27 protein-coding genes and 4 pseudogenes are annotated in these 20,287 nt (G+C 44.2%); 28 read left to right on the forward strand and 3 right to left on the reverse strand.

All coding sequences use genetic code 11. The annotated features are described in order from the left end of the window. Positions 1-4 precede the first annotated feature (4 nt). The 9 genes and pseudogenes from JCM10519_RS11765 to rlmH all read left to right on the forward strand — a co-directional run bounded on the left by JCM10519_RS11765 (position 5) and on the right by rlmH (position 4,904). On the forward strand, positions 5-706 hold the full coding sequence (locus JCM10519_RS11765) for a response regulator (protein WP_054739362.1): 702 nt from the start codon (positions 5-7) through the stop codon (positions 704-706). A 276-nt stretch (positions 707-982) separates the two neighbouring features. Continuing rightward, a pseudogene (locus JCM10519_RS11770) lies at positions 983-1,488 on the forward strand (GNAT family N-acetyltransferase). Positions 1,489-1,500: 12 nt separating this feature from the next. Next, positions 1,501-1,722, forward strand: coding sequence for a hypothetical protein (locus JCM10519_RS29220; protein ID WP_347843946.1), 222 nt, complete (start codon positions 1,501-1,503; stop codon positions 1,720-1,722). Positions 1,723-1,741: 19 nt separating this feature from the next. Further along, positions 1,742-2,317, forward strand: coding sequence for a hypothetical protein (locus JCM10519_RS29225; RefSeq protein ID WP_347843947.1), 576 nt, complete (start codon positions 1,742-1,744; stop codon positions 2,315-2,317). Then, positions 2,304-2,750, forward strand: coding sequence for a hypothetical protein (locus JCM10519_RS29230; RefSeq protein WP_347843948.1), 447 nt, complete (start codon positions 2,304-2,306; stop codon positions 2,748-2,750). The genes JCM10519_RS29225 and JCM10519_RS29230 overlap by 14 nt, the downstream gene beginning before the upstream one ends. Further along, positions 2,734-3,042 (forward strand): hypothetical protein, encoded by a 309-nt coding sequence (locus JCM10519_RS29235; RefSeq protein WP_347844013.1) that lies wholly within the window; start codon positions 2,734-2,736, stop codon positions 3,040-3,042. Before JCM10519_RS29230 ends, JCM10519_RS29235 begins: the two co-directional genes overlap by 17 nt. Beyond that, positions 2,943-3,356: a DUF6320 domain-containing protein gene (locus tag JCM10519_RS29240; RefSeq protein ID WP_347844006.1), complete on the forward strand. Its 414-nt coding sequence runs from the start codon at positions 2,943-2,945 to the stop codon at positions 3,354-3,356. Before JCM10519_RS29235 ends, JCM10519_RS29240 begins: the two co-directional genes overlap by 100 nt. Before the next feature lie 29 nt (positions 3,357-3,385). Then, the gene (locus JCM10519_RS11780) at positions 3,386-4,336 is read left to right on the forward strand and encodes an alpha/beta hydrolase (protein ID WP_347843949.1); all 951 of its coding nucleotides are present in this window, start codon (positions 3,386-3,388) and stop codon (positions 4,334-4,336) included. An 88-nt stretch (positions 4,337-4,424) separates the two neighbouring features. Then, on the forward strand, positions 4,425-4,904 hold the full coding sequence (rlmH, locus tag JCM10519_RS11785) for a 23S rRNA (pseudouridine(1915)-N(3))-methyltransferase RlmH (RefSeq protein ID WP_054739364.1): 480 nt from the start codon (positions 4,425-4,427) through the stop codon (positions 4,902-4,904). Between the two features lie 73 nt (positions 4,905-4,977). On the opposite strand, the gene JCM10519_RS11790 is transcribed toward rlmH, so the two are convergent. Genes JCM10519_RS11790 through JCM10519_RS11800 form a run of 3 tightly spaced genes read right to left on the reverse strand, consistent with a single transcriptional unit; the run spans position 4,978 to position 8,307 of the window. Further along, the gene (locus JCM10519_RS11790; RefSeq protein ID WP_054739366.1) at positions 4,978-6,537 is read right to left on the reverse strand and encodes a response regulator; all 1,560 of its coding nucleotides are present in this window, start codon (positions 6,535-6,537) and stop codon (positions 4,978-4,980) included. A gap of 52 nt (positions 6,538-6,589) precedes the next feature. After that, positions 6,590-8,005, reverse strand: coding sequence for a histidine kinase (locus tag JCM10519_RS11795; RefSeq protein ID WP_054739368.1), 1,416 nt, complete (start codon positions 8,003-8,005; stop codon positions 6,590-6,592). Next, positions 7,993-8,307 (reverse strand): hypothetical protein, encoded by a 315-nt coding sequence (locus JCM10519_RS11800; protein WP_054739370.1) that lies wholly within the window; start codon positions 8,305-8,307, stop codon positions 7,993-7,995. The genes JCM10519_RS11795 and JCM10519_RS11800 overlap by 13 nt, the downstream gene beginning before the upstream one ends. A gap of 312 nt (positions 8,308-8,619) precedes the next feature. Between JCM10519_RS11800 and JCM10519_RS11805 the strand changes: the two are divergent. The 19 genes and pseudogenes from JCM10519_RS11805 (at position 8,620) to ahpF (ending at position 20,122) form a co-directional block, all read left to right on the forward strand. Then, positions 8,620-9,898 (forward strand): annotated as a pseudogene (locus JCM10519_RS11805) (ABC transporter substrate-binding protein). Between the two features lie 21 nt (positions 9,899-9,919). Next, complete coding sequence (locus JCM10519_RS11810) at positions 9,920-10,792, forward strand: ABC transporter permease subunit (RefSeq protein WP_054739371.1); 873 nt, start codon at positions 9,920-9,922, stop codon at positions 10,790-10,792. Positions 10,793-11,285: 493 nt separating this feature from the next. Next, positions 11,286-11,516 (forward strand): ABC transporter permease subunit, encoded by a 231-nt coding sequence (locus JCM10519_RS29245; RefSeq protein ID WP_347843950.1) that lies wholly within the window; start codon positions 11,286-11,288, stop codon positions 11,514-11,516. Then, positions 11,479-11,631, forward strand: coding sequence for a hypothetical protein (locus JCM10519_RS29250; RefSeq protein ID WP_347844014.1), 153 nt, complete (start codon positions 11,479-11,481; stop codon positions 11,629-11,631). The genes JCM10519_RS29245 and JCM10519_RS29250 overlap by 38 nt, the downstream gene beginning before the upstream one ends. A 33-nt stretch (positions 11,632-11,664) precedes the next feature. Then, positions 11,665-11,829, forward strand: a complete 165-nt coding sequence (locus JCM10519_RS29255) for a hypothetical protein (protein ID WP_347843951.1) — start codon at positions 11,665-11,667, stop codon at positions 11,827-11,829. A gap of 11 nt (positions 11,830-11,840) precedes the next feature. Next, positions 11,841-12,065, forward strand: a complete 225-nt coding sequence (locus JCM10519_RS11820) for a Gfo/Idh/MocA family oxidoreductase (protein WP_054739372.1) — start codon at positions 11,841-11,843, stop codon at positions 12,063-12,065. Next, positions 12,020-12,766, forward strand: a complete 747-nt coding sequence (locus tag JCM10519_RS11825; RefSeq protein ID WP_347843952.1) for a hypothetical protein — start codon at positions 12,020-12,022, stop codon at positions 12,764-12,766. Before JCM10519_RS11820 ends, JCM10519_RS11825 begins: the two co-directional genes overlap by 46 nt. Continuing rightward, positions 12,763-13,656: a sugar phosphate isomerase/epimerase gene (locus JCM10519_RS11830; protein WP_347843953.1), complete on the forward strand. Its 894-nt coding sequence runs from the start codon at positions 12,763-12,765 to the stop codon at positions 13,654-13,656. The genes JCM10519_RS11825 and JCM10519_RS11830 overlap by 4 nt, the downstream gene beginning before the upstream one ends. 13 nt (positions 13,657-13,669) lie before the next feature. After that, a complete protein-coding gene (locus tag JCM10519_RS11835; protein ID WP_054739375.1) occupies positions 13,670-13,867 on the forward strand; it encodes a hypothetical protein in 198 nt (65 codons plus the stop codon). 8 nt (positions 13,868-13,875) lie between these two features. Then, positions 13,876-14,391, forward strand: coding sequence for a 6-phosphogluconolactonase (locus JCM10519_RS11840; protein WP_054739377.1), 516 nt, complete (start codon positions 13,876-13,878; stop codon positions 14,389-14,391). Beyond that, positions 14,388-14,663 carry a hypothetical protein gene (locus JCM10519_RS11845; protein WP_054739379.1) on the forward strand — a complete coding sequence of 92 codons (276 nt, stop codon included), beginning with the start codon at positions 14,388-14,390 and terminating at the stop codon, positions 14,661-14,663. Before JCM10519_RS11840 ends, JCM10519_RS11845 begins: the two co-directional genes overlap by 4 nt. Before the next feature lie 105 nt (positions 14,664-14,768). After that, a complete protein-coding gene (locus JCM10519_RS11850; RefSeq protein ID WP_054739381.1) occupies positions 14,769-15,005 on the forward strand; it encodes a hypothetical protein in 237 nt (78 codons plus the stop codon). Beyond that, the gene (locus tag JCM10519_RS11855; RefSeq protein WP_347843954.1) at positions 14,956-15,210 is read left to right on the forward strand and encodes a hypothetical protein; all 255 of its coding nucleotides are present in this window, start codon (positions 14,956-14,958) and stop codon (positions 15,208-15,210) included. The genes JCM10519_RS11850 and JCM10519_RS11855 overlap by 50 nt, the downstream gene beginning before the upstream one ends. Positions 15,211-15,236: 26 nt before the next feature. Beyond that, a complete protein-coding gene (locus JCM10519_RS11860; protein WP_347843955.1) occupies positions 15,237-15,470 on the forward strand; it encodes a hypothetical protein in 234 nt (77 codons plus the stop codon). 191 nt (positions 15,471-15,661) lie between these two features. Then, positions 15,662-16,321: a pentapeptide repeat-containing protein gene (locus JCM10519_RS11865; protein WP_054739390.1), complete on the forward strand. Its 660-nt coding sequence runs from the start codon at positions 15,662-15,664 to the stop codon at positions 16,319-16,321. Between the two features lie 227 nt (positions 16,322-16,548). Beyond that, the gene (locus tag JCM10519_RS11870; protein WP_054739393.1) at positions 16,549-16,833 is read left to right on the forward strand and encodes a CD3324 family protein; all 285 of its coding nucleotides are present in this window, start codon (positions 16,549-16,551) and stop codon (positions 16,831-16,833) included. Positions 16,834-16,960: 127 nt separating this feature from the next. After that, positions 16,961-17,593 carry a DUF1062 domain-containing protein gene (locus JCM10519_RS11875; RefSeq protein ID WP_054739395.1) on the forward strand — a complete coding sequence of 211 codons (633 nt, stop codon included), beginning with the start codon at positions 16,961-16,963 and terminating at the stop codon, positions 17,591-17,593. Between the two features lie 423 nt (positions 17,594-18,016). Next, a pseudogene (ahpC, locus tag JCM10519_RS11880) lies at positions 18,017-18,579 on the forward strand (alkyl hydroperoxide reductase subunit C). A 12-nt stretch (positions 18,580-18,591) separates the two neighbouring features. After that, positions 18,592-20,122: pseudogene (gene ahpF, locus JCM10519_RS11885) on the forward strand (alkyl hydroperoxide reductase subunit F). Positions 20,123-20,287 lie beyond the last annotated feature (165 nt).

Raw genomic sequence — 20,287 nt, forward strand, 5'->3', positions numbered from 1 at the left:
TAGTATGGCAAGCGTTTTAGTAGTTGATGATGAAAAACTCATCGTAAAAGGAATGAGATTCAGTCTGGAACAGGACGGTATGGAAGTGGACTGTGCCTATGATGGAGAGGAAGCCATTAATCTGGCAAAGCAAAAAGAGTATGATGTGGTCCTTTTGGATGTCATGCTTCCCAAATATGACGGATATGAGGTGTGTCAGGCTATTCGGGAATTTTCCGAGATGCCCATCATCATGCTGACAGCTAAGGGCAATGATATGGATAAAATCCTGGGCCTGGAATACGGCGCCGACGATTATATTACAAAGCCCTTTAACATTCTTGAGGTAAAAGCCAGGATCAAAGCCATCCTGCGCCGGAATTCAAAGAAGAACAAGCGGGACAGCCAGGAAGACAGCCAGGTGGTGAAGGAAGGCGATTTGAAGCTGGACCGGGACAGCAGGAGAGTGTTTATTGCTGAAAAAGAGATCAATTTAACGGCAAAGGAGTTTGACCTTTTAGAGCTTCTTACCTGCAATCCGGGCAAGGTTTACAGCAGGGAACAGCTTCTTACTTACGTATGGGGAAATAAGGCGATGGATACGGGAGATGTCCGTACGGTAGACGTTCATGTAAGGCGTCTTAGAGAGAAGATCGAACCAAGTCCCAGCGATCCCAAATATGTGCATACCAAGTGGGGCGTAGGATATTATTTCTGCAAGCAATGAGGAAAGAGCAGGAATGCTTGCATTCCTGTATCTGGTGAATGCTGCAGGGTATTTGACCTTTGCGTCCAGAAAAAGAAAGAGGAGGATTTCCAACGGGTGACCGGGGAAATCCGCCTTTTCTTTATATTTTGCGCGAGCAATGAACGGGACCAATATATTTAGATATTCATTGGGCCAATGCCGCGGCAGCTGAGAAAAACTGGCAAAACGTGTTTTTCTTAGTTTGGAGAAAAAACCAAGGATCAGGATCAGTTTTGGAAACGGAGAAACAATAGGATGGATTACAATATCAGAAGAGTGAGAAAAGAAGATTTAGACCGGGTAACGGAAGTGGAGGCCCTCTGTTTTCCTCCGGAAGAGGCGGCAGGGCGGGAAGCCTTTGAGCAGAGGATCAGTCATTTTCCTGAAAGCTTTTTTGTGGCAGAGCTTTCCGACGGGAGGATTATCGGTTTTATTAATGCTGCGCCACAGATGGGAATACTATTTGTGACGAGATGTTTGAGAAAGCGGATTTTCATAAACCGGATGGCGCTTACCAAAGCGTGTTTGGACTTGATGTAATAAAAGAGTGGAGGGAACAGGGAGTTGCCGCCGCTTTAATGAACCGTTTTATAGAAGAAGCAGTCAAAAGAGGCAGGAAAGGAATGATCCTCACCTGCAAGGACAGGCTGATTCATTATTACGAAAAATTCGGATACCGGAATATGGGCGTGTCCGGGTCTGTGCACGGTGGAGCTGTCTGGTATGATATGCGGCTCGATTTTATGGATACAGGGAAGTGAGGCACCTTCAGTATGAAAAGAAGTCCCCAGGGAGAACGGTGGAGACGGCTTGACAATACGGCAAAGATATTTCCGGTCATAGCCAGTGAGAATTTAAGTAATGTATTCCGGATTGCTGCGGTTTTAAAGGAAGAGGTGGACCCGGGTACTTCAAAGGGCACTGGAAGAAATCCTTCCCCAGTTCGAGGGATTTTCAGTGAGGCTGAGGAGGGGATTTTTCTGGTATTATTTTGAAAACAATAAGAGGATGCCGGTGATTGAACGGGAAACCACCTATCCCTGCAAATACATTGATCCTCACAGCAACCAGCTTTTTTTGTTCCGGGTCACCTATTTTGGCAGGCGGATCAATCTGGAGGTATTCCATGCGGTCACAGACGGCCTGGGAGCGGTGAACTTTTTAAAGGCACTGGTTTACCGGTATCTGGATCTTAAGCAAAATTCCAGGACCGGCCACCAGGCGCCTCAGAAAATATCGTCGGATGTCTCCATGAATGTGGAGGACAGCTACGTCCGCCATTACAAAAAGACCGAAAAGCGTAAATACAGCTCAAGAAAGGCCTATCATCTCACAGGAGAAGCCCTTCCTCTTGATGAGGAAAATGTTCTTCATGGTTATGTGGACTTAAAGAAGCTGAAAACAGCTGCCAAAAGCTATGGGGTCAGCATCACCAGATTTTTAACGGCCGCCCTGATCTGGGCTATATATCAGGAATATCTTGAGGGGAAGCCCTGGGAGGAATCCATCGGCATCAGCATTCCCATTAATTTGAGGACATTTTTCGGCTCGGAGACAACCGCTAATTTTTTTTGCTGTGACCCTTATTGACTTTTTATCCACCAGTGAGGAACATACCTTTTCAGAGGTGTTGGAAGCGGTGAGCAGGCAGATGGAAATAAAGATCACAAAGGAAAAGATGGAACAGATCATTTCCTATAATGTTTCCAATGAAAAGAAATGGTATCTGCGGGCTGCGCCCCTTTTTGTAAAATGGTGTGTTTTAAATCTGATCTTCCGGAAAAATGATAAAGCCTACACCATGACTCTTTCCAATATCGGTCCCATAGAAATAGAAGAGGATTACCGGGAAGAGATCGAGAAATTTTCCTTAATGATCGGCGTTTCTAAGAGGCAGCCTATGAAGTGCGGGGTCTGTTCCTACGGGGAAGAGATGATCGTGACCTTTACTTCCGTATTTCAGGACACCAGGCTCCAGGACCGTTTTTTTCAGCTTTCTAAGGGAAATGGAAATCCCGGTTAATTTAGAGAGCAACGGAGTTCCGGACAACAGGGACAATCTGGGCATGTATCCTCAGATCCGGTATGACCGAAAACGGCTTAAAAAGCTGGCATTCATTTTTTACGGCTTGCTGTTTTTTGTGGGAGCTGTTCTGGGGGTTATTAATTATGCCACCTATTCCGGCTCCTTGTGGTCCATCATCGCCATCGGCTTATGGCTTATACGGCTCTTACGGTCGAATATTCCATTTTACGCCATGCGAATCTGGCCTCAAAGATCCTATTGCAGACGGTGGCTGCGCAGGTGCTTTTAGTGGCCCTGGACCATTCTGCAGGTTATAATGGCTGGTCCGTGAATTACGGGATTCCGAGCACCATTCTGTTTGCGGATTTATCGGTGGTCTTCCTGATTCTTGTGAACCGTATGAACTGGCAGAGCTATTTTATGTATCAGATCGCTGTTACAGTGTTCAGCTTTATTCCTTTGATTTTATGGGCGACAGGTTTGCTTACAAGGCCGCTTCTGGCCCTGATTACTGTGACGGTAACAGTGATCATTCTGGCTGTTACCATTTTACTTGGAGACAGAAGTGTGAAAACGGAACTGAAAAGGCGGTTTCATGTGTAAAAAAGTGCTGTAAAAGGAGGGGGCTGTTGATGAGCCGAAGAAAAGTAAGTGTACGAGGAAGTCTGGTGAGGGATATGATGCAGAATGTAATGGAAACATCGCTGAAACAGCCGATCAGGACAGGAGAGCTGAGGAAAAATCCGGTGGAGCCTGCCTGGATCCGTCCGGCGGGATATGAATACGAAATCATAGAGCTGGGTCATTTAAAAATGGAGTATCTGCGCCCTGTTGGAGTAGTGACGGAGCGGGTGATCCTGCAGCTTCACGGCGGCGGCTACATCGGGCCGATGAAGAACATTTACCGGAGATTTGCGGTCCGGTATTCCAAGCTAAGCTACGGCGGGGACGTTTTGACCCTTGACTACCGGGTGGCCCCGGAGCATCCATTTCCGGCTGCTTTAGAGGATGCGGTGGCTGCTTATGAGTGGCTTATTGAGGAAAAAGGGTACAGGCCGGAGCATATTGTGGTGGCCGGGGATTCTGCCGGAGGCGGATTAAGCCTGGCGCTTGGGCTGTATTTAAAGGATCATGGAATCGCTCTTCCCGGAGGGTTTATCACCATGTCTGCCTGGACGGATTTGACCAACAGCGGGGAAAGCCATGTGTCCAATTATGAGATCGATCCGCTGTTTGGAAATTCTACGGATAACATGCTTTACAATTCGGAATATATCGGAGGAGAGGACCCTGGTATTCCTTATATTTCTCCGGTATTCGGGGAATATGAGGGATTTCCCCCTGTTCTCATGCAGGTGGGAAGCTATGAGGTGCTTTTGAGCGATACACTGACTGTAGCGGATAAATTAAAAAATGCGGGAGTAAAGAGGCGGGTTTCCGTTTATGAGGGGATGTTCCATGTATTTCAGATGGGACTGGACTTAATCCCCGAAAGCCGGGAGGCTGGGATGAGGTGGAATCGTTTTTACAGATCATTTTCCATATCAATGTTAAGCCTGATGGAAAAGTGGTGCGGAAGGTGAAAACAGAGCACACAAAGCCGGCAAGAGATATTGCCAGGCTTCTCATTGCCATGATGAAGAAAGAACTGGATGCATAAAGGAGATACCAATGAAAATTACTCTGGTAACTGTGGGAAAAATAAAAGAGAAGTTTTATACAGATGCCATCGGGGAATACGGCAAAAGACTGAGCCGCTACTGCAAGCTGGATATTGTCCAGGTGGCCGATGAAAAGACGCCGGACTCTGCCAGTGAGGCGGTCACGAGACAGATAAAGGATAGGGAAGGGGAAAGAATCCTTTCTTCGATTAAGGATGGGGCCTATGTCATCGCTTTGGCTATTGACGGGGAGATGCTGGATTCGGTCCAGCTTTCAGAGAAAATAAACGGGCTGGGGATCGGAGGAGTGAGCCAGATCGTCTTTGTGATCGGAGGGTCTTTGGGTCTCTCTGATGCTGTTTTAAAAAGGGCGGATTATAGGCTGAGCTTTTCCAGGATGACCTTTCCCCATCAGCTGATGAGAGTTGTGTTGCTGGAGCAGATTTACCGGAGTTATCGGATCATTAGCGGGGAACCGTATCATAAGTGAATGCAAAAAAATATAATAAAATCAGTATTAAAATATCCCATCGTGGCTTGCAGGAGCTTCGATGGGATTATTATTAGGTTTTTCCCCGGTAATCCTTAGGCTTTTCCCCAGTCTTTTTCTTGAAAATCCGTGAAAAATACACTGGGTCAGGAATGCCCACCCGTTCTGCCACTTCATAAGTCTTTAATGAAGTGGTGCACAGCAGTGTCTTTGCTTCTTCGATCCGCAGATCTTGTATATAAATGCTTAAGTTTTCCCCTGTTTCTTTCTTAAAGAGCCGGCTTAAATAGTTGGGGCTTAAGTGAACCATGGAAGCAAGAGATTCAAGGGATATGTCATCGCCATAATGGAGGGCAATATGAGACTTTACGGAATGGATTATGCGTGCAGCATCATCAGAGGGAACTGCATGACGGAGCAGATGCTCCATAAAAACCATCATGGTCTCTTCCGTGGAAGCAACCGAATTGCTTGCCACCAGTTGTTTTAAAGCAGAGAGATGGCTTCCTTCCATAGAAGTTTCTCCGTCGGACTGAAACACCATACCAATACAAAACTGGTGAATATAGACGCAAATGCTGCGAACGGTATCCAGCGGTAAACGGTTTTCATAAAATCCTGTAAACAATCGTTTCAGGATCTCCCTTGCTTTTTCCAGATTTTGATAATCGACAGCAGTCTTTAAAGCTTTTAAATCGTGATAAATGGTCTCCATCACAGTTTGAGGAACAGGAGGGACTTGGTTAATACACACAACCGGAAGCTCCGGTGAGTGCTTGGCAAACTGAACCGCCTGGTTTGCCTGCTCCGCCGCTTTTTCAAGATCAAGCGGGTTATTCTGGTGCAGACTGATTCCAATATAAAGAAGAAACTGCGGAAAGCTGCTTAAGATATGAAAGGTTTCAAAGCATTTGTCTGCCACCGGATAGGCAGAGGGGGCAATAAGGATTCCGTAGCAAACAAAGAGATCAGTGGGAATAAAATAAATCTTATAATCACTGATACAGTCAGTAAGAATCCGTTTCATCTGCTCCAGATAATGTTGGGAGAGATCCCCTTCTTCTAACGGGGCCACATCCAGACGTAAGACATAATAACTGGTTAAGTTAAGCTTAAGGGAAACCAGGCGGTTTGTTAAAAATAAATGTGAAATATCAGAATTTCGCAGCAGGTCGCGTAAAAACATCTCTCGCTGCAGCTCTAAATTCTGTTCGTTTTTACTGGCAAGTTCTTTCTTAAGCTGTAATCCGGTAGCAGCAGAAAGCACTTGTTTCTTTGCTTTTTCAATTGCCTCTGTCAGGTTTTCTAATGAAACAGGTTTCAGCACAAAATCAACTACCTGATAGGAGATGGCTCTTTTTGCATATTCAAAATCAGGAAAGCCTGTCAGGATAATCACCTTAATCCAAGGGTAGTGTTTGAAAATCTCCTGTGCCAGATCAAGGCCATCCATTCCCGGCATCCGGATATCGCTGATGACAATATCTGGCTGGGAACGGGAGATCTGCTCCAGGGCATCCACTCCGTCTTCTGCCTGTGCCGTGACGATACAGCCAAGACTTTCCCACTGGATGATATGAGCCAGTCCTTTTCGTATCACAGTTTCATTATCAACAATCATTACCTTTAGCATGGTGGTCCTCCTTTTTTATTTCCTGGGGCGTGCAGCTTGGGACAATGAGTCTTTAAACAGGCCCTAAGTCGATGGGAAGTGTAACCAGTACTTCACTTCCATTTCCCTTTGCCGAAGTTATATGGATTCCGTACTTACTGCCATATAAAAGTTTTATACGGCGGTTGATATTGGCAAGTGCAATGTGATTGTGAGAAGTCTGGGAAACATCCTTGGCTGATTCGTTCCAGTGAATGGAAGAGGGATCAAACCCAACTCCATTATCTGTAACCCGGATACAGACCTCCGACCTTTCTTCCCAGACGGAAATCCGTACAAACCCTCCTTTCCGCTGGTTTTCAAGACCATGGACAATACTGTTTTCCACCAGAGGCTGAATGGTTAGTTTCGGCAGATAATAGTTTGAAATATTATCGTCTTCCAGATCAATGGAATATTCCAGTTTCTCATGAAATCTCTCTTTTTGCAGCTCCAGATAATAGCGGACATACTGAAGTTCATCAGCGAAACATATGGTTTGCTTATTCTTGTGAAGAATTCCCGCACGCAAAAGCTGTGCAAGATTGGAGACAATCCGGGCGATGTGGTTTTGCCCTGCCTCCATACAGCGGATGTGGATGAGCTGCAGTAAATTAAAAATAAAATGGGGCTCGATCTGGGAGTCCAAGGATTGAATCTCCGCATCCCGAAGAAGAAGCCCTTTTTCATAAACTTCATCAATAAGCTCTGCCATGCGGTCTGTCATATGGTTAAAGGTAGAGGCAACCTGATTGGTTTCTTTATAAGGTGTGGAATCCATCCGAACCGTTAAATCTCCCTCTGCAAGCAGTTCTAACTTCTGTACCATTTGTTTCAGCGGTTTAAAAAGAAAGGATAACAGGATAATACTGGCGGCCAGCGCAAGGAAGAGAACGATCAGTGTAAAGAAAACAGAAACCTTTACCGTCAAATGAATGGTTTCAAAGATTTCTTTATGAGGAATCAGGACATCAACCTGAATGTGGCTTTGGGATAACACTTTGCTGGTATGGTAATACCAGACGTCACCCAGCTGCAAATACCCTTTGGGATTGTAAGTGGGAATGGTTTCCTCTATGTTACGGCTGGAGGAAGCAATGATACTGCCCGAAGTATTACGGAGTAATACGTATGCATCCTGGTAAATGGTATTGATGTTGGCAGACTGGATAAAGGAAGTGAGATTCAGCTCAATGATAAGTTTCCCTAAGGGTTTCATAGTATTCTTATCTAAATAATCCACAATAAAGTAGCTATAATCCGGGTCATGGGGCATAACAAATAAATCTCTGGCAGAATTAAGGTCACCATAAGTCTGGAAAACTTCCCTGATCCTTGCGGTGTTTCTCTGAAAGAGCCCGCCTTTTATCAGGGAGAGAGGTTCTTTGTCCTTAATCAGATAAATTCCCGTAATAATATTGGAATTTGGCAATTGGTTTAATATCTGCATCCTGCCAAGACCCTCCTCGATCTTAAGCCGTTCCATCTGGGTGGGGGATTGGAATTTTGCATTAAGGTTAAGGTATCCGGGTCGCTCATAAGATAGTAGGCAGTGTTACGAAGTGCATCTAAAATCCGCCCGGTATCATTTGTAAATTGTTCCATATAAAAAGTAGCTGTTGATTCGGCAGTGGTTTCCAATTTGGAAGACACCACATGGACAAAATACAGCAAAGAGCATAAAACAGGGATTAAAATCAGAATGCAATTCAATATGGTGGAAATCCATGAAATGGAAAATTTTCTCTTCATTTTTTTCTCCTGTTTGTAAATATTGTCGGTAGGAATCTTCTTTACTGTAGCATAGATTTGGTGAAATAGGAATAATTTATTCTGGTTTTGGGATAAAAAAAAGTCTATCTTTTGAGAAACAGGAAAAAAATTGACTCAGAATCAGAAATAGTACAAAATAGTACTAAAGATTGGGATAAGAGTATAATTGTTTGTGCAGAGTGCATGAATTATAATGGAATCACGAATCACAGATTAAAAAGGAGAAGGAGGAAATACCCAATGAAAAAGAAGTGGCTAGCAGTTACCCTTGTATGGGCAATGGGGGTTACGATGTTTACAGGCTGTTCTGCTAAAAACCAAGACCAGTCCGGTGGGAATACTGCAAAAGAATCTGGAAACAGTGGGGAAATTGTGATCAATTATCCGACATTTCAGGTGGGGGTAAATACTGCAGCACCGGTAGTTTCTCAGCTTGTTGAGGAATTTAACAAAGAGTACAAAGGGAAATACCGCATTCAACTGGAAGAAGTTCCAGGTGACGCCAATTACGTGGACAAGATTAAAGTGCAGTTAGGGACGGGAGATTTGCCGCCGGTTGTCTATGGGGGTGGTTATAACTTACTGGACCTTGCAGTAGCGAAGGATCTGGTTCTTGATTTGACGGATACGGTTAATGGAGATCCGGAGTGGAAAGGGCTGTATTCCGATGCATCCTTAGAAACAAACAGCCGCAACGGAAAAATCTATGCTTCTTCTGCAGAGGGTTCCATTATTGGTTATTTTTATAACAAAGAATTATTTGAAAAAGCAGGGATTACAGAACCGGCGAAAACATGGGATGAATTTTTTTAAACAGTGTGATGCGTTAAAAGCGGCAGGAATTACCCCTCTTGCTATGGATACGGCAGATTCTGCATGGGTTACCCAGCTTTGGCTTGGTGCCATGGCAGCAACGGCAAATGAAGATGGTCTTAAGTTTATGGAAACCATGAATCCAGACGATTACAATACTCCGGAGATGATTGCAGCGGCGGAAAAAGTCCAGACCATGTTAAGGGAATATACGACTTTGGATGCCATAGGCGGAAAGTATGAAAATGCCGCAAATAATTTCCTGTCCGGTCAGGCGGCAATGATTGCCAATGGTCCGTGGATGATTGGGGATTTTGAAGATGAAGCAAAGGCAATGCCTGGTTTTTCAGATAAAGTAGGATCAGCAATCTATCCGGGAGGATTTGTTTATGACGCCCCCATTCAGGGATATTTTGTGACAAAGCAGAATGATCCGAAGCTGGAGGAAGCAGCGATTGCCATGGTAAAATTCTTTACCTCTGCTCATGCCCAGCAGCTTGGCTTAGAGACCCAGGGAATGATTCCAGCTTCCCAGACAGTGGAAATCACAAAGGAAGCAGAAAGTAAGTATCCCTTATTAGCCGATTTCTTAAATCAGGCTGAAGAAGCTGACATACGCAGTGACAATATGCAGTCGACGATGTATTCCAATTTACTTGATGTGATCAGCCAGGAGCTGCCAAGACTGTATTCCGGTGACTTAGACCCAAAAGGATTTTGCCAGTCTTTAACAGACGGGGCAAAAAAGAACCAGTAAGGCGGTAAAAGGAGAGGTGCTGTGAAAATTAATAAAATGTGGATTCCTGTTTTTTTACTGCCAACAGTTGTTTTATTCCTAATGATTTATGCAGTTCCTCTGGTGATGGTATTTGCCACCTCCTTATTTGACTACCGTTTAAATGCAAAGGATATGACTTTTATTGGATTTGGAAATTACTCCCGGCTTTTTCGTGATCCTGATTTTTTTCAGGCATTGTCCAATACGGTGACGTGGATCCTTATCCAGTGTACGGTTCATGTGGCACTGGGAACGGTGGTTGCCCTGGTCCTGTATAAACAGCCAAAAGGGTGGAAGTTTGTCCGTACTGCATACATGGTGCCAAATATTATTTCAAATGCAGCCATTGCCATGATTTTTTTAAATATTTTCAACCCTCAGTTCGGTGTGATTAATTCTGTGCTAAAGGCAGTCAGGCTGGAACATCTGACAAGAAACTGGCTGATGGACAGCCGTACTTCCTTTGTATCAGTAACCTTAATCTGGGTCCTGTTTGCAGGGTACACCACAACGCTGGTACTGGCACAGGCACTTTCCATTGATGATACGATCATAGAGGCAGCAAAGGTAGATGGTGCATCGCCATTTCAAAGAGATCTTTTTGTTGTGCTGCCTCTCTTAAAAAAAGTAATTGGGACTACCATGGTGATGGCAGCTACCTATATGCTGCAAATGTTTGATTTGATTTATATCACCACCAACGGAGGGCCGGGAAAGGCAACCACCAATCTCCCTCTTTTGCTTTATAGTGTCTATAAAGGGGAGAATAATTATGGCTATGCCAATGCCATTGGTGTGTGTATTGTAGTAATTGGAATCGGAGCCATGGCACTCATTAATAAGGCATTAAAGGTGAATCAGGAAGAATACTAAAGGGGGAATATCAGGTGAAAAAAATATACGTTATGTGTATTAAAGTATTTATTATTGGTCATCTGCGTATGTGTTGCACTGTTCCCCATTGTGTGGGTGTTCATGTCTTCCTTTAAAACCAATGCAGAGATTTTGGCAAATGGGGTTTCCCTTCCAAAAAGCTTTTCTTTGAAGGGGTATCAGGATGCATTGACGATTTCCCCGATTTTACGTTATTTTGGAAACAGTGTGGTGATTACCGTATGTTCTACCGGGTTTAATGTATTATTTTTGGCAATGGCAGCTTATGTGTTTGCCCGGTGTACTTTTTCTGGAAAGAATTTGCTCTATTTTATTCTTTCCCTGTCATTAGTCATTCCTATGACGGCATTGCTCCATCCGGTGTATGGAGTGATTTTGAAGATTGGTTTGTATGATACGAAAGCAGGGTTGATTTTGGTTTATACTGCTCTTAATTTACCGATGTCATTATTAATTCTCAGAGGAACTTTTTTTGTCGGTTCCAAAAGCGTTAGAGGAAGCCGCATATGTAGACGGAGCAAATTTTGTACGTACCTTTTTCCAGATTATGCTGCCATGTGCAAAGGGGGGGCTGACCTCTGCGGCAGTACTGGCGTTTTTAAACTCATGGAATGAATTTACCTTTGCTCTGGTGTTGACAAGCGGGCAAAAGGCACGGACTTCCATTGTCATTAAGCTATTTTACAGCACAGTTCAGTTTTAATTATACGGCACTGTTTGCTGCCGTCACAATTGCGGTGTTTCCGTCCATTGCGGTCTTTGCCATCTTCCAGGAACAGGTGGTATCCAGCTTGACGACAGGGGCGGTAAAAGAATAGACAAATAAAAATAGACAGATAGGAGAAAATATTATGATGAAGCTTGGAGTGATTGGTCTTGGGGAAGTTTCCCAGCTTATGCATCTTCCCATTTTACAGGATCTTTGTGAACAGTATACCATTACTGCTGTTTCAGATGTATCAGAAAGTCTGGTGGAGTTTGTACAGAAGAAATATCATATTCCCAATGGTATTTAAATGCTATAGAATTGATTGAACAGGCAGACATTGACGGGGTACTGATTCTTTCCCCTGACCAGTACCATGGAGAATATGCTGCTTGTGCATTAAAGGCAGGAAAGCACGTGTTTGTGGAAAAACCGGTTACTTTATGCAGCGACGAGTTGAAAGAATTAATTGAGTTAAAAAAAGAAGTATCCGGAATTAATTGTTATGGTTGGATATATGCGGCGTTACGCGGGACCTTTTTTTAAAGGCAAAAGAAATTTTAGAAAGCCAGAAAAAAAACACAGAATACCTTCGTTTTCGCGATATCATCCTGGAAGGACCGTTTTTCATTGGACAGACCAGACCTGTTTTTTATCCAAAGGATGTTCCGGCAGAGGTGATTGCAGAAGGAAATGCCAGAAGAAGGGCACATCTTGACCGGGCAATTGGCGCTTCGGCAACCGATGAAGAACGTACGACCTACCAGATGATGACCGGACTTGGCTGCCATTCTTTTTCAGCAGTCAGGGAACTGTTTGGCATGCCAAAGAAGATTCATTCAGTTACGACTGCTTTTGGTGGGGAACAAGTGATTGTAGTCATGGAATTTGATGGATTTTTGGCTACCTATGAATTAATAAATAATCAAAATGTGGTGCAGTTTGATGCAGCAATTGAGATTTTCCAAAAGAACCGGAAGATTCATGTGAAATACGAAACTCCTTATATCCGCTATCAGCCTGCCAGCGTAGAGGTGATTGATTCTACGGAGACAGAGACAAAAACAACTCACTATGGACCTGATTTCCGCGATGCATTCCAGACGGAACTGCTATTATTTGCAGAGTGTGTGAAAACAGGAAAGCAGCCGAAAACCGTATTGGAAGATGCGGTGGATGACTTGAAGCTATTTGAAGAAATTATTGATGTCATGAGAAGACAACATGACGGACAGGAGAAGATATGAGTAAGATAACGATAGCGACCGCTCCCTGTTCCTGGGGCGTGTGGTATGCAGATGGAACACCGTCAAGAACCCCTTATCCTGTTTTTCTTGATCAGGCGGCTTTAGCAGGATACCAGTCATTGGAGCTGGGACCAGATGGATATCTCCCGGTTGATGAGGGCAGGCTTCGGGAGGAATTGTCCGCACGTAAGCTGAATGTATGTGCCGGTACGGTCTGCTACCAGTTTGACAAAGAGCCGTCCTTTGCCTCATTCCGGGGCCGGGTGGAAGCTCTTTGCCGCAGATTAAAAGCCTTTGATGGGAAATATCTGGTGGCAATGGATGAATCGGATGTGGGATTATACAGTGAAAAGAAGCAGGAGATGCCGCCTGAGATATGGAATGGATTTTTAGAGAAAATCAACCAGATGGGGAAATTTACAAAAGAGGAATATGGGATTGAAGTGGTGTACCATCCTCATATTAAAAGTATGATCGAAACAGAAGAGGAGATTATCCGTCTGATGGATTACACCGGGTTAAACTTATGCTTTGATATCGGACATCATGCTTATGTGAACGGAGATGGAAACTATAAGGAAACCAGTGCCATTTCTTTTATCCGCCGTTACTCACAGAGAATTGCTTACTTACATTTTAAGAATGTAGACCATGAGGTTCTTGCCCGTGTCAAAAGAGAGCATCTTGATTCAGATACTGCATTTGATATAGATGTGATGGGAGATTTAAAGGATGGAATCGTGGACTACGAGGAATTAAAGAAAGTACTTGATGAAATTGGATTTGAGGGAATTGGCGTGATTGAACAGGATATGCCAAAGGCCACCACATCCCAGGCGTGCGGCGGCAAAACGAAATCTGGAATACTTAAGGAGTATTCACATGATTGATTAGGAGGATCAGATGAAAATCATCATTTGTAAGGATTATGAAGAAATGAGCCGGAAAGCGGCAGAACTGGTGGGGAAATGCATTGAGAATACACCAGAAGGGCTGATCAGTTTTCCGGGAGGGGATACGCCTCTTGGAATGGTACATAAATTTACAGAGATGGTGAATGAAGACAGATTGATATCAGCCGGATCAAGTATGTTTCCTTAGATGAATGGGTGGGGCTTTCTCATGAAGACGGGGGTTCCTGCGGGCTTTTTAATCAGGAGAATTTATTAAAGCCCCTAAAGAAGCCGTTTGAAAAGGTCCATTTGATTCATGGGGATGCAGAGGAGATCGAAGCAGAGCGGGAAGCATTGAATGATTATATCTTAAAATACGGTCCTTTGACGGTATCGGTGTTGGGAATTGGGATGAATGGCCATCTGGGATTTAATGAAGCGGGAGTGGATTTCGGTTTAGAAGCCCATATCATTCCATTAGATGAAGTAACAAGAAGCGTGATGCCAAAATATTTTGGGGAGAAGTTTCATCCGACCCATGGAATTACCCAGGGATTAAAGCAGATTATGGAAGCAAAAACAGTGATTCTCATAGCAAATGGTGCCCATAAGGCAGATATTCTTTCCCAGACTGTCCATGGCCCGGTAACCGGGGAAGTGCCTGCAAGTATTTTGCAGACTCATCCGAATTGTTATTTAATTACAGACGAAGCGGCAGCGGTAAAATTATGAACCGGCTGTGTGATCTTTCCGGGAAACGGAAGGAAATAAGGGAAAAGCGTGTTGTTGCAGGGTTTGATGGATTTGTTGATACAACGGTGCGTCCGATTGCCCAAACGGCAACGGCTTCATCAGAAGCAAAGATGTTTGCAACGATACAGGAGTTTGGTGAATTTCTGGTGAGTAAGGCAGGGAAAAGCTGTTCGGTGGAGCTAAAAGTGGAATCAAAGAGTCTGGGAGGAAATATGCCTTATTTCTCTCTGGGAGCGGGGACTTGGACTTGACGTTACCTGCATCGGAATGTTGGGAGAGGGAGGAAGGCAGAAGATGTATTTTCTGCTCTTCCTTGTACCTTATATCCGTTTGCGCCTCCGGGGGAATCTACCTGTATGGAATTTCAGGATGGAAAGGTAATGCTTGCACCTTCCTGTGAATGTTCCGGTGATGTGTGGGAACTGGTAATGAAGTGTACTTCCGGGCAGGCAAATCAGATGTTTTCTAAGGCTGATTTGATTGCACTGGTAAATTGGAGTGAGCTGCCTTTTTCCCAACGCCTCTGGCAGGAGACTTACGACCATGGATTGTCCAAGGAGTGCTGTAATAAGGGACAGTTTGCATTTTTTTGATCTATGCGATATTTCACGAAAAATGCCGGAAGAGGTGGAAGGTGTTTTAAGGCTGATGGGAATGTTCGCCACAAAACGGACAACGATTTTAAGCATGAATGAAAATGAGGCAGTTACCATAGGAAAACAGCTGTTAGGGGGCTGTCAGGATGGAGCAGAGATTGCTCATGAAGTGAGGAAACGGTATGGGTTGATGAGGTGTTGATCCATACATTAAAGGATAGTTTGCTGATGAGCAGCCGGGGAACGGTACGTATTCCTACTGATTTTGTAGAAAATCCGGTAAAGTCGACTGGAGCCGGAGATCATTTTAATGCAGCATCTTGTCTTGGTGTACTGATGGAGCTTTGTGATGAAGAACGGGTGATCCTTGCAAACCGGGTGTCTTCTTTTTATGTCAGAAATGGATATTCGCCCAGGTTGGAGGAGATATCAGCTGGCTTTTGTAAGCTGACAGAAATATAGCAGGTAAAGGTGCCTAAATCCTTAAGTTGACGCCATTGCCCGTTTTACCGGCGGTTATGATTTGAAAAGAAAACATGGAAGCTTACAGTGTTTTCATTTTGTATGTACTTGAAAGTCCTTTGAGAGTTTGGTAATATAAGGAAAGGACGATACTGTTTGGAATGAAGAAAAGATGAGAAAGGAAAGGGTATATGAGCCAGAAGCTTCTTATCCCCATCCTTCCGGAGGTGATGGATTTTGTTCTGGAAGATGTAGATGAATTATACCGCAGAAAAGACCAGGAGGAAGCGGTAAAGGATGTTTTCATAAGAAATCTTCATGTAACGGAGGAAGATCTCTCACACATGCGTTTTTCCGCCGTCATATTTGAAAACTGCATATTTCAGGATTGCAGCTTTGAAAAAGGGGAGTTTACTGACGTGGCGTTCCGGGCCTGCGACATATCCAACTGCAATTTTGAGGACAGTTATTTTAACCGGGTGGAATTTTCCTCCTCAAAGGGTATGGGAACAAAGTTCTGCGGGAATACCATGCTCCATACCGTAATAAAAGACTGCAATTTCAACTATGCTAATTTCGATTCTTCCAGACTGGAACACATCCGCTTTACCGATTCCCAGGTCCGGGGAGGCTCCCTGACCCAGTGCCGCTGCAAGGCGCTTGAATGGAACCGTGCAAACCTGGAAAATGCCAGCTTTTTTAAGACGATGATGAAAGGAATGGATTTTACCAACAGCACCATACAGGGATTGGTGATGTCTGATAACTGTACGGAGATCAGGGGCGCTGTGGTGGACCTATACCAGGCGGCGGAACTGGCAAAGTATCTTGGCGTTGTCATAAAAAACTGAACATTGAAGCCCTGACACGTTTCTGGATCAAACATGAGGTTTACAATAATCCCTTATGTGATAAAATGGTTGTAATTATGTTACAAGATAAGCGTTTATTTAAGGAGGCGGGCTTTTTTATGATGGAACCCTCAAAGGCTGCATAGCACAGGTTATGCAGTTAAAATAAATAAGTAATTGTATAGCCTTTGCTATTCCTGACAGAAAAATATGTTTGGGAGGCAGCGATGCGCTATCAGAAAGCGAATGAGATTTTACCGGCAGAGCTGGTGGAACTGATTCAGAATTATATAGACGGGGAATATGTTTATATCCCCAGAAAACAGGAAAATAAACGAACCTGGGGCCAGAGGACAGGTGCCAGAGAGGAAAGGAAGCTCCGGGATTTATCCATCTATGAGGATTACCTTTCCGGGACGTGCGTAAAGCTTTTGGCAGAGCGTTATTACCTGTCCGAGAAAAGCATCCAGAGAATCGTGTTGCAGGAAAAGAAAAATAAGAAAATGAAATAGGGCGGCGCATCTGTAAGAAAATGGTGCGCCGCCTTTTCTTTGTTTCATAAGAGAGTATAAGGTGGGCTGAAGTGAAAGAGCGTGTTACAGTTGTCGAAAGGAACAATTGTAAAAATGGAGAAAGAACATGAATCGAAATTTACGAAAACAGTGGACCATCACGCCGAACCAGCTTCCAGCCATCATAAGAAGGTGCCCGAAATGCGGGAAAAAGACAGAATTCAGAAACAGCGGAAAATTCAGAGTCAATGCCAATGGCCGCCTCATAGACGTCTGGCTGATTTACCGGTGCGGACAATGTGAGACCTCCTGGAATATGACCATATGGGAGAGAACAGAGGCCGGCCGTCTGGAGAAAGAAGAGTATGAGGGATTTCTGCAAAATGATCCTGAACTGGCGGAAAAATACGGAAATGACAGGGATTTATTTGCGAGAAATAAGGTGGAAGCGGCAGCTTCAAAGGCGGAATATCATGTGACGACCATGGACACTGCATTTCCCTGCGGGGAGGATCATGCCATGGAAATGGAAATAAGGATTCCGGCTGGATTTGATTTGAGGGCAGATATTTTTTTAATGCAGCAGTTGTCCGTATCCAGAAGCAGGATAAAGAAATGGTGTGAGGCCGCTGATTCTAAGCGATGGACAGTTTTTGCTTCCAAAAGGAAAAATCAAAGACGGAATGCTTTTGCAGGTAAGGCGGGAAGCTTCCAGCCGCAAGCCCGGTCTCTTCCAGAATGCCAAGGCGGGCAGTCATGACAGGAAGACAAGTTTCTCTCGTTATTCCTGTGATATCATTACATGAATTGCAACATTGCATATTGTGTAATGTCAGGCAAAAAAATTAAAGGTCTTATAAGTTTCTTAATTACATACCCTATGTATTATTTAAACATGAAAAAGAATTGATATTTTTGGAAATGCCTATTGACAATCAGGGAATAATATTATATTATAAGTGTAGTTGATAATAGTAATTATTACTGATATTAATTATCAATTAGGTAATACAAATATTTTTATTTGCTTTGCCCCATGTCAAAACCTACACACAGCTGCATAGCTGTTTTCCCGGGGGCCTGGCCTCCACGGAAAAAGTACAGTTTCCGCCCATAGAAACAGCGGAAACTCCTGATAAGTTAACATTTAATTAAAATATAAAATCATAGGAGGTAAATTATTATGTCATTAATCGGAACAGAAGTAAAACCATTCAAAGCGCAGGCGTATCACAACGGAAAGTTTGTAGAGGTAACAGAGGCAGATTTTAAGGGCAAGTGGAGCATTATCTGCTTTTATCCTGCGGATTTCACCTTTGTTTGCCCAACGGAGCTGGAAGATTTGCAGAACAATTATGAGACATTCAAGAAGCTGGGCGCTGAAGTTTATTCTGTATCTACGGATACTCATTATACCACAAGGCCTGGCATGACAATTCAGATAAAATACGCAACTTGACCTATGTCATGATTGGAGATCCCTCTCATACACTTTCCCGCAATTTTGACGTACTGATCGAAGCAGATGGACTTGCGGACCGTGGTACTTTTATCGTTGACCCGGATGGCATCATTCAGTCAGTAGAGATCAACGCCGGAAACATTGGCCGCGATGCGAACATTCTTATTGATAAGATCAAGGCTGCCCAGTACGTAAGGAGCAACCCTGGCGAGGTTTGCCCGGCAAAATGGAAAGAGGGCGGAGCCACACTGAAACCAAGTCTTGACCTGGTAGGAAAAATCTAAGGAGTAAAGCTTATGATGCTGGATGCGGATATTAAGAATCAACTGGCTGAGTATCTCCAGCTTCTGGAAAACGATGTGCTGATTAAAATCAGCGCAGGATCTGACAGTGTATCAAAAGACATGATGGCTCTGATGGATGAGCTGACCGCCCTGTCACCGGGAATCAAGACAGAACAGGTAAAACTGCCCAGAACCCCCAGCTTTAGCATTAACCGTATGGAAGAAGACTTTGGGGTCACTTTTGCAGGCATTCCTTTGGGCCATGAATTTACCTCCCTGGTACTGGCTCTTTTGCAGGTAAGCGGAAGAGCTCCCAAAGTTGACGGTAAATTAATTGATCAGGTGAAAGGTATTAAGGGTGAGTATCACTTTGAAACCTATATCAGCTTAAGCTGCCATAATTGCCCGGAGGTGGTGCAGGCCCTTAACCTGATGAGCATTTTAAATCCCGGCATTACCCATACCATGATCGACGGTGCAGCTTTAAAGATGAGGCGGAGAGTAAAAATATAATGGCTGTGCCTACGGTTTTATTAAATGGTGAGTTTTTTTTGGCGGCGGGCGCATGACACTGGAAGAGATTCTTGGAAAATTAGGCAGCGGGCCTGATATTTCAGAGTTTGAGAAGAAAGAACCGTTTGATATCCTTGTAATCGGAGGCGGCCCTGCAGGAGCCAGCGCAGCCATTTATGCGGCGCGCAAGGGCATACGCACAGGGGTTGTTGCTGAACGCTTTGGCGGTCAGGTGAGAGAGACACTGGGAATTGAAAATCTGATCAGCGTAGGATATACCGAAGGTCCCAAGTTTGCAGAAATCCTGGAGCAGCATGTTAGTAAATATGATGTGGATATTATGAATGCACAGCGTGCCAGACGCCTGGAAAGAAAAGAATTCATTGAGGTGGAACTGGAAAACGGCGCTGTCTTAAAAAGCAAGGCGGTGATCCTTTCCACGGGAGCCCGATGGAGGAATGTTGGGATACCGGGAGAGGCGGAATTTAAGAATAAGGGAGTTGCTTATTGCCCCCATTGTGACGGCCCTCTTTATAAAGGAAAGCAGGTGGCAGTGATCGGAGGCGGTAATTCCGGCATTGAAGCTGCTATCGATCTTGCAGGAATTGCCAGTCATGTAACGGTATTTGAGTTTATGCCTGAGCTGAAAGCGGATGCAATTCTCCAGAAGCGCCTTTACAGTCTGCCTAATGTAACAGTCTTAAAGAACGTTCAAACAAAAGAAATTACCGGAACTGATAAGGTAAACGGCATTACTTATATGGAACGTGAATCTGGAGCAGTCCATCATATGGAGCTGCAGGGGGTATTTGTTCAGATCGGTCTTATCGCCAATACGGACTGGCTGGGTGAAACCATTGAACGCAACCGCATTGGTGAGATTATTGTTGATGACCGCAATGCAACCAGTCTGCCTGGAGTTTTTGCAGCAGGAGACTGCACGGACAGTGCTTATAAGCAGATTGTCATTGCAATGGGATCCGGGGCCAGTGCTTCATTAAGTGCTTTTGATTATTTAATAAGAAATTAAGGTTCAGATGCTGTTTGCTGCCGGTTGACCGGCGGAAAACAGCATCTTTACTGTTACCTGAAACCTTGACATGTCCCATTTGTAACAGTATAATTTAACTGACAGGCAGGGGCGGGGAGGGTCTGACCCATTGGTCATTGCGAATATCCGCTTGACATGGACACT

This window comes from Clostridium sp. NkU-1 (assembly GCA_001312405.1).

What these genes read in the sequence shown, in the direction of transcription:
- JCM10519_RS11765 (WP_054739362.1), top strand. Translation starts at nt 5, where the DNA reads ATGGCAAGCGTTTTAGTAGTTGATGATGAAAAACTCATCGTAAAAGGA.
- JCM10519_RS29220 (WP_347843946.1), top strand. Translation starts at nt 1,501, where the DNA reads ATGAAAAGAAGTCCCCAGGGAGAACGGTGGAGACGGCTTGACAATACG.
- JCM10519_RS29235 (WP_347844013.1), top strand. Translation starts at nt 2,734, where the DNA reads ATGGAAATCCCGGTTAATTTAGAGAGCAACGGAGTTCCGGACAACAGG.
- JCM10519_RS29240 (WP_347844006.1), top strand. Translation starts at nt 2,943, where the DNA reads ATGGCTTATACGGCTCTTACGGTCGAATATTCCATTTTACGCCATGCG.
- JCM10519_RS11780 (WP_347843949.1), top strand. Translation starts at nt 3,386, where the DNA reads ATGAGCCGAAGAAAAGTAAGTGTACGAGGAAGTCTGGTGAGGGATATG.
- rlmH (WP_054739364.1), top strand. Translation starts at nt 4,425, where the DNA reads ATGAAAATTACTCTGGTAACTGTGGGAAAAATAAAAGAGAAGTTTTAT.
- JCM10519_RS11790 (WP_054739366.1), bottom strand. Translation starts at nt 6,537, where the DNA reads ATGCTAAAGGTAATGATTGTTGATAATGAAACTGTGATACGAAAAGGA.
- JCM10519_RS11795 (WP_054739368.1), bottom strand. Translation starts at nt 8,005, where the DNA reads ATGCAGATATTAAACCAATTGCCAAATTCCAATATTATTACGGGAATT.
- JCM10519_RS11800 (WP_054739370.1), bottom strand. Translation starts at nt 8,307, where the DNA reads ATGAAGAGAAAATTTTCCATTTCATGGATTTCCACCATATTGAATTGC.
- JCM10519_RS29255 (WP_347843951.1), top strand. Translation starts at nt 11,665, where the DNA reads ATGATGAAGCTTGGAGTGATTGGTCTTGGGGAAGTTTCCCAGCTTATG.
- JCM10519_RS11830 (WP_347843953.1), top strand. Translation starts at nt 12,763, where the DNA reads ATGAGTAAGATAACGATAGCGACCGCTCCCTGTTCCTGGGGCGTGTGG.
- JCM10519_RS11835 (WP_054739375.1), top strand. Translation starts at nt 13,670, where the DNA reads ATGAAAATCATCATTTGTAAGGATTATGAAGAAATGAGCCGGAAAGCG.
- JCM10519_RS11845 (WP_054739379.1), top strand. Translation starts at nt 14,388, where the DNA reads ATGAACCGGCTGTGTGATCTTTCCGGGAAACGGAAGGAAATAAGGGAA.
- JCM10519_RS11850 (WP_054739381.1), top strand. Translation starts at nt 14,769, where the DNA reads ATGGAATTTCAGGATGGAAAGGTAATGCTTGCACCTTCCTGTGAATGT.
- JCM10519_RS11855 (WP_347843954.1), top strand. Translation starts at nt 14,956, where the DNA reads ATGGATTGTCCAAGGAGTGCTGTAATAAGGGACAGTTTGCATTTTTTT.
- JCM10519_RS11860 (WP_347843955.1), top strand. Translation starts at nt 15,237, where the DNA reads ATGAGCAGCCGGGGAACGGTACGTATTCCTACTGATTTTGTAGAAAAT.
- JCM10519_RS11865 (WP_054739390.1), top strand. Translation starts at nt 15,662, where the DNA reads ATGAGCCAGAAGCTTCTTATCCCCATCCTTCCGGAGGTGATGGATTTT.
- JCM10519_RS11870 (WP_054739393.1), top strand. Translation starts at nt 16,549, where the DNA reads ATGCGCTATCAGAAAGCGAATGAGATTTTACCGGCAGAGCTGGTGGAA.
- JCM10519_RS11875 (WP_054739395.1), top strand. Translation starts at nt 16,961, where the DNA reads ATGAATCGAAATTTACGAAAACAGTGGACCATCACGCCGAACCAGCTT.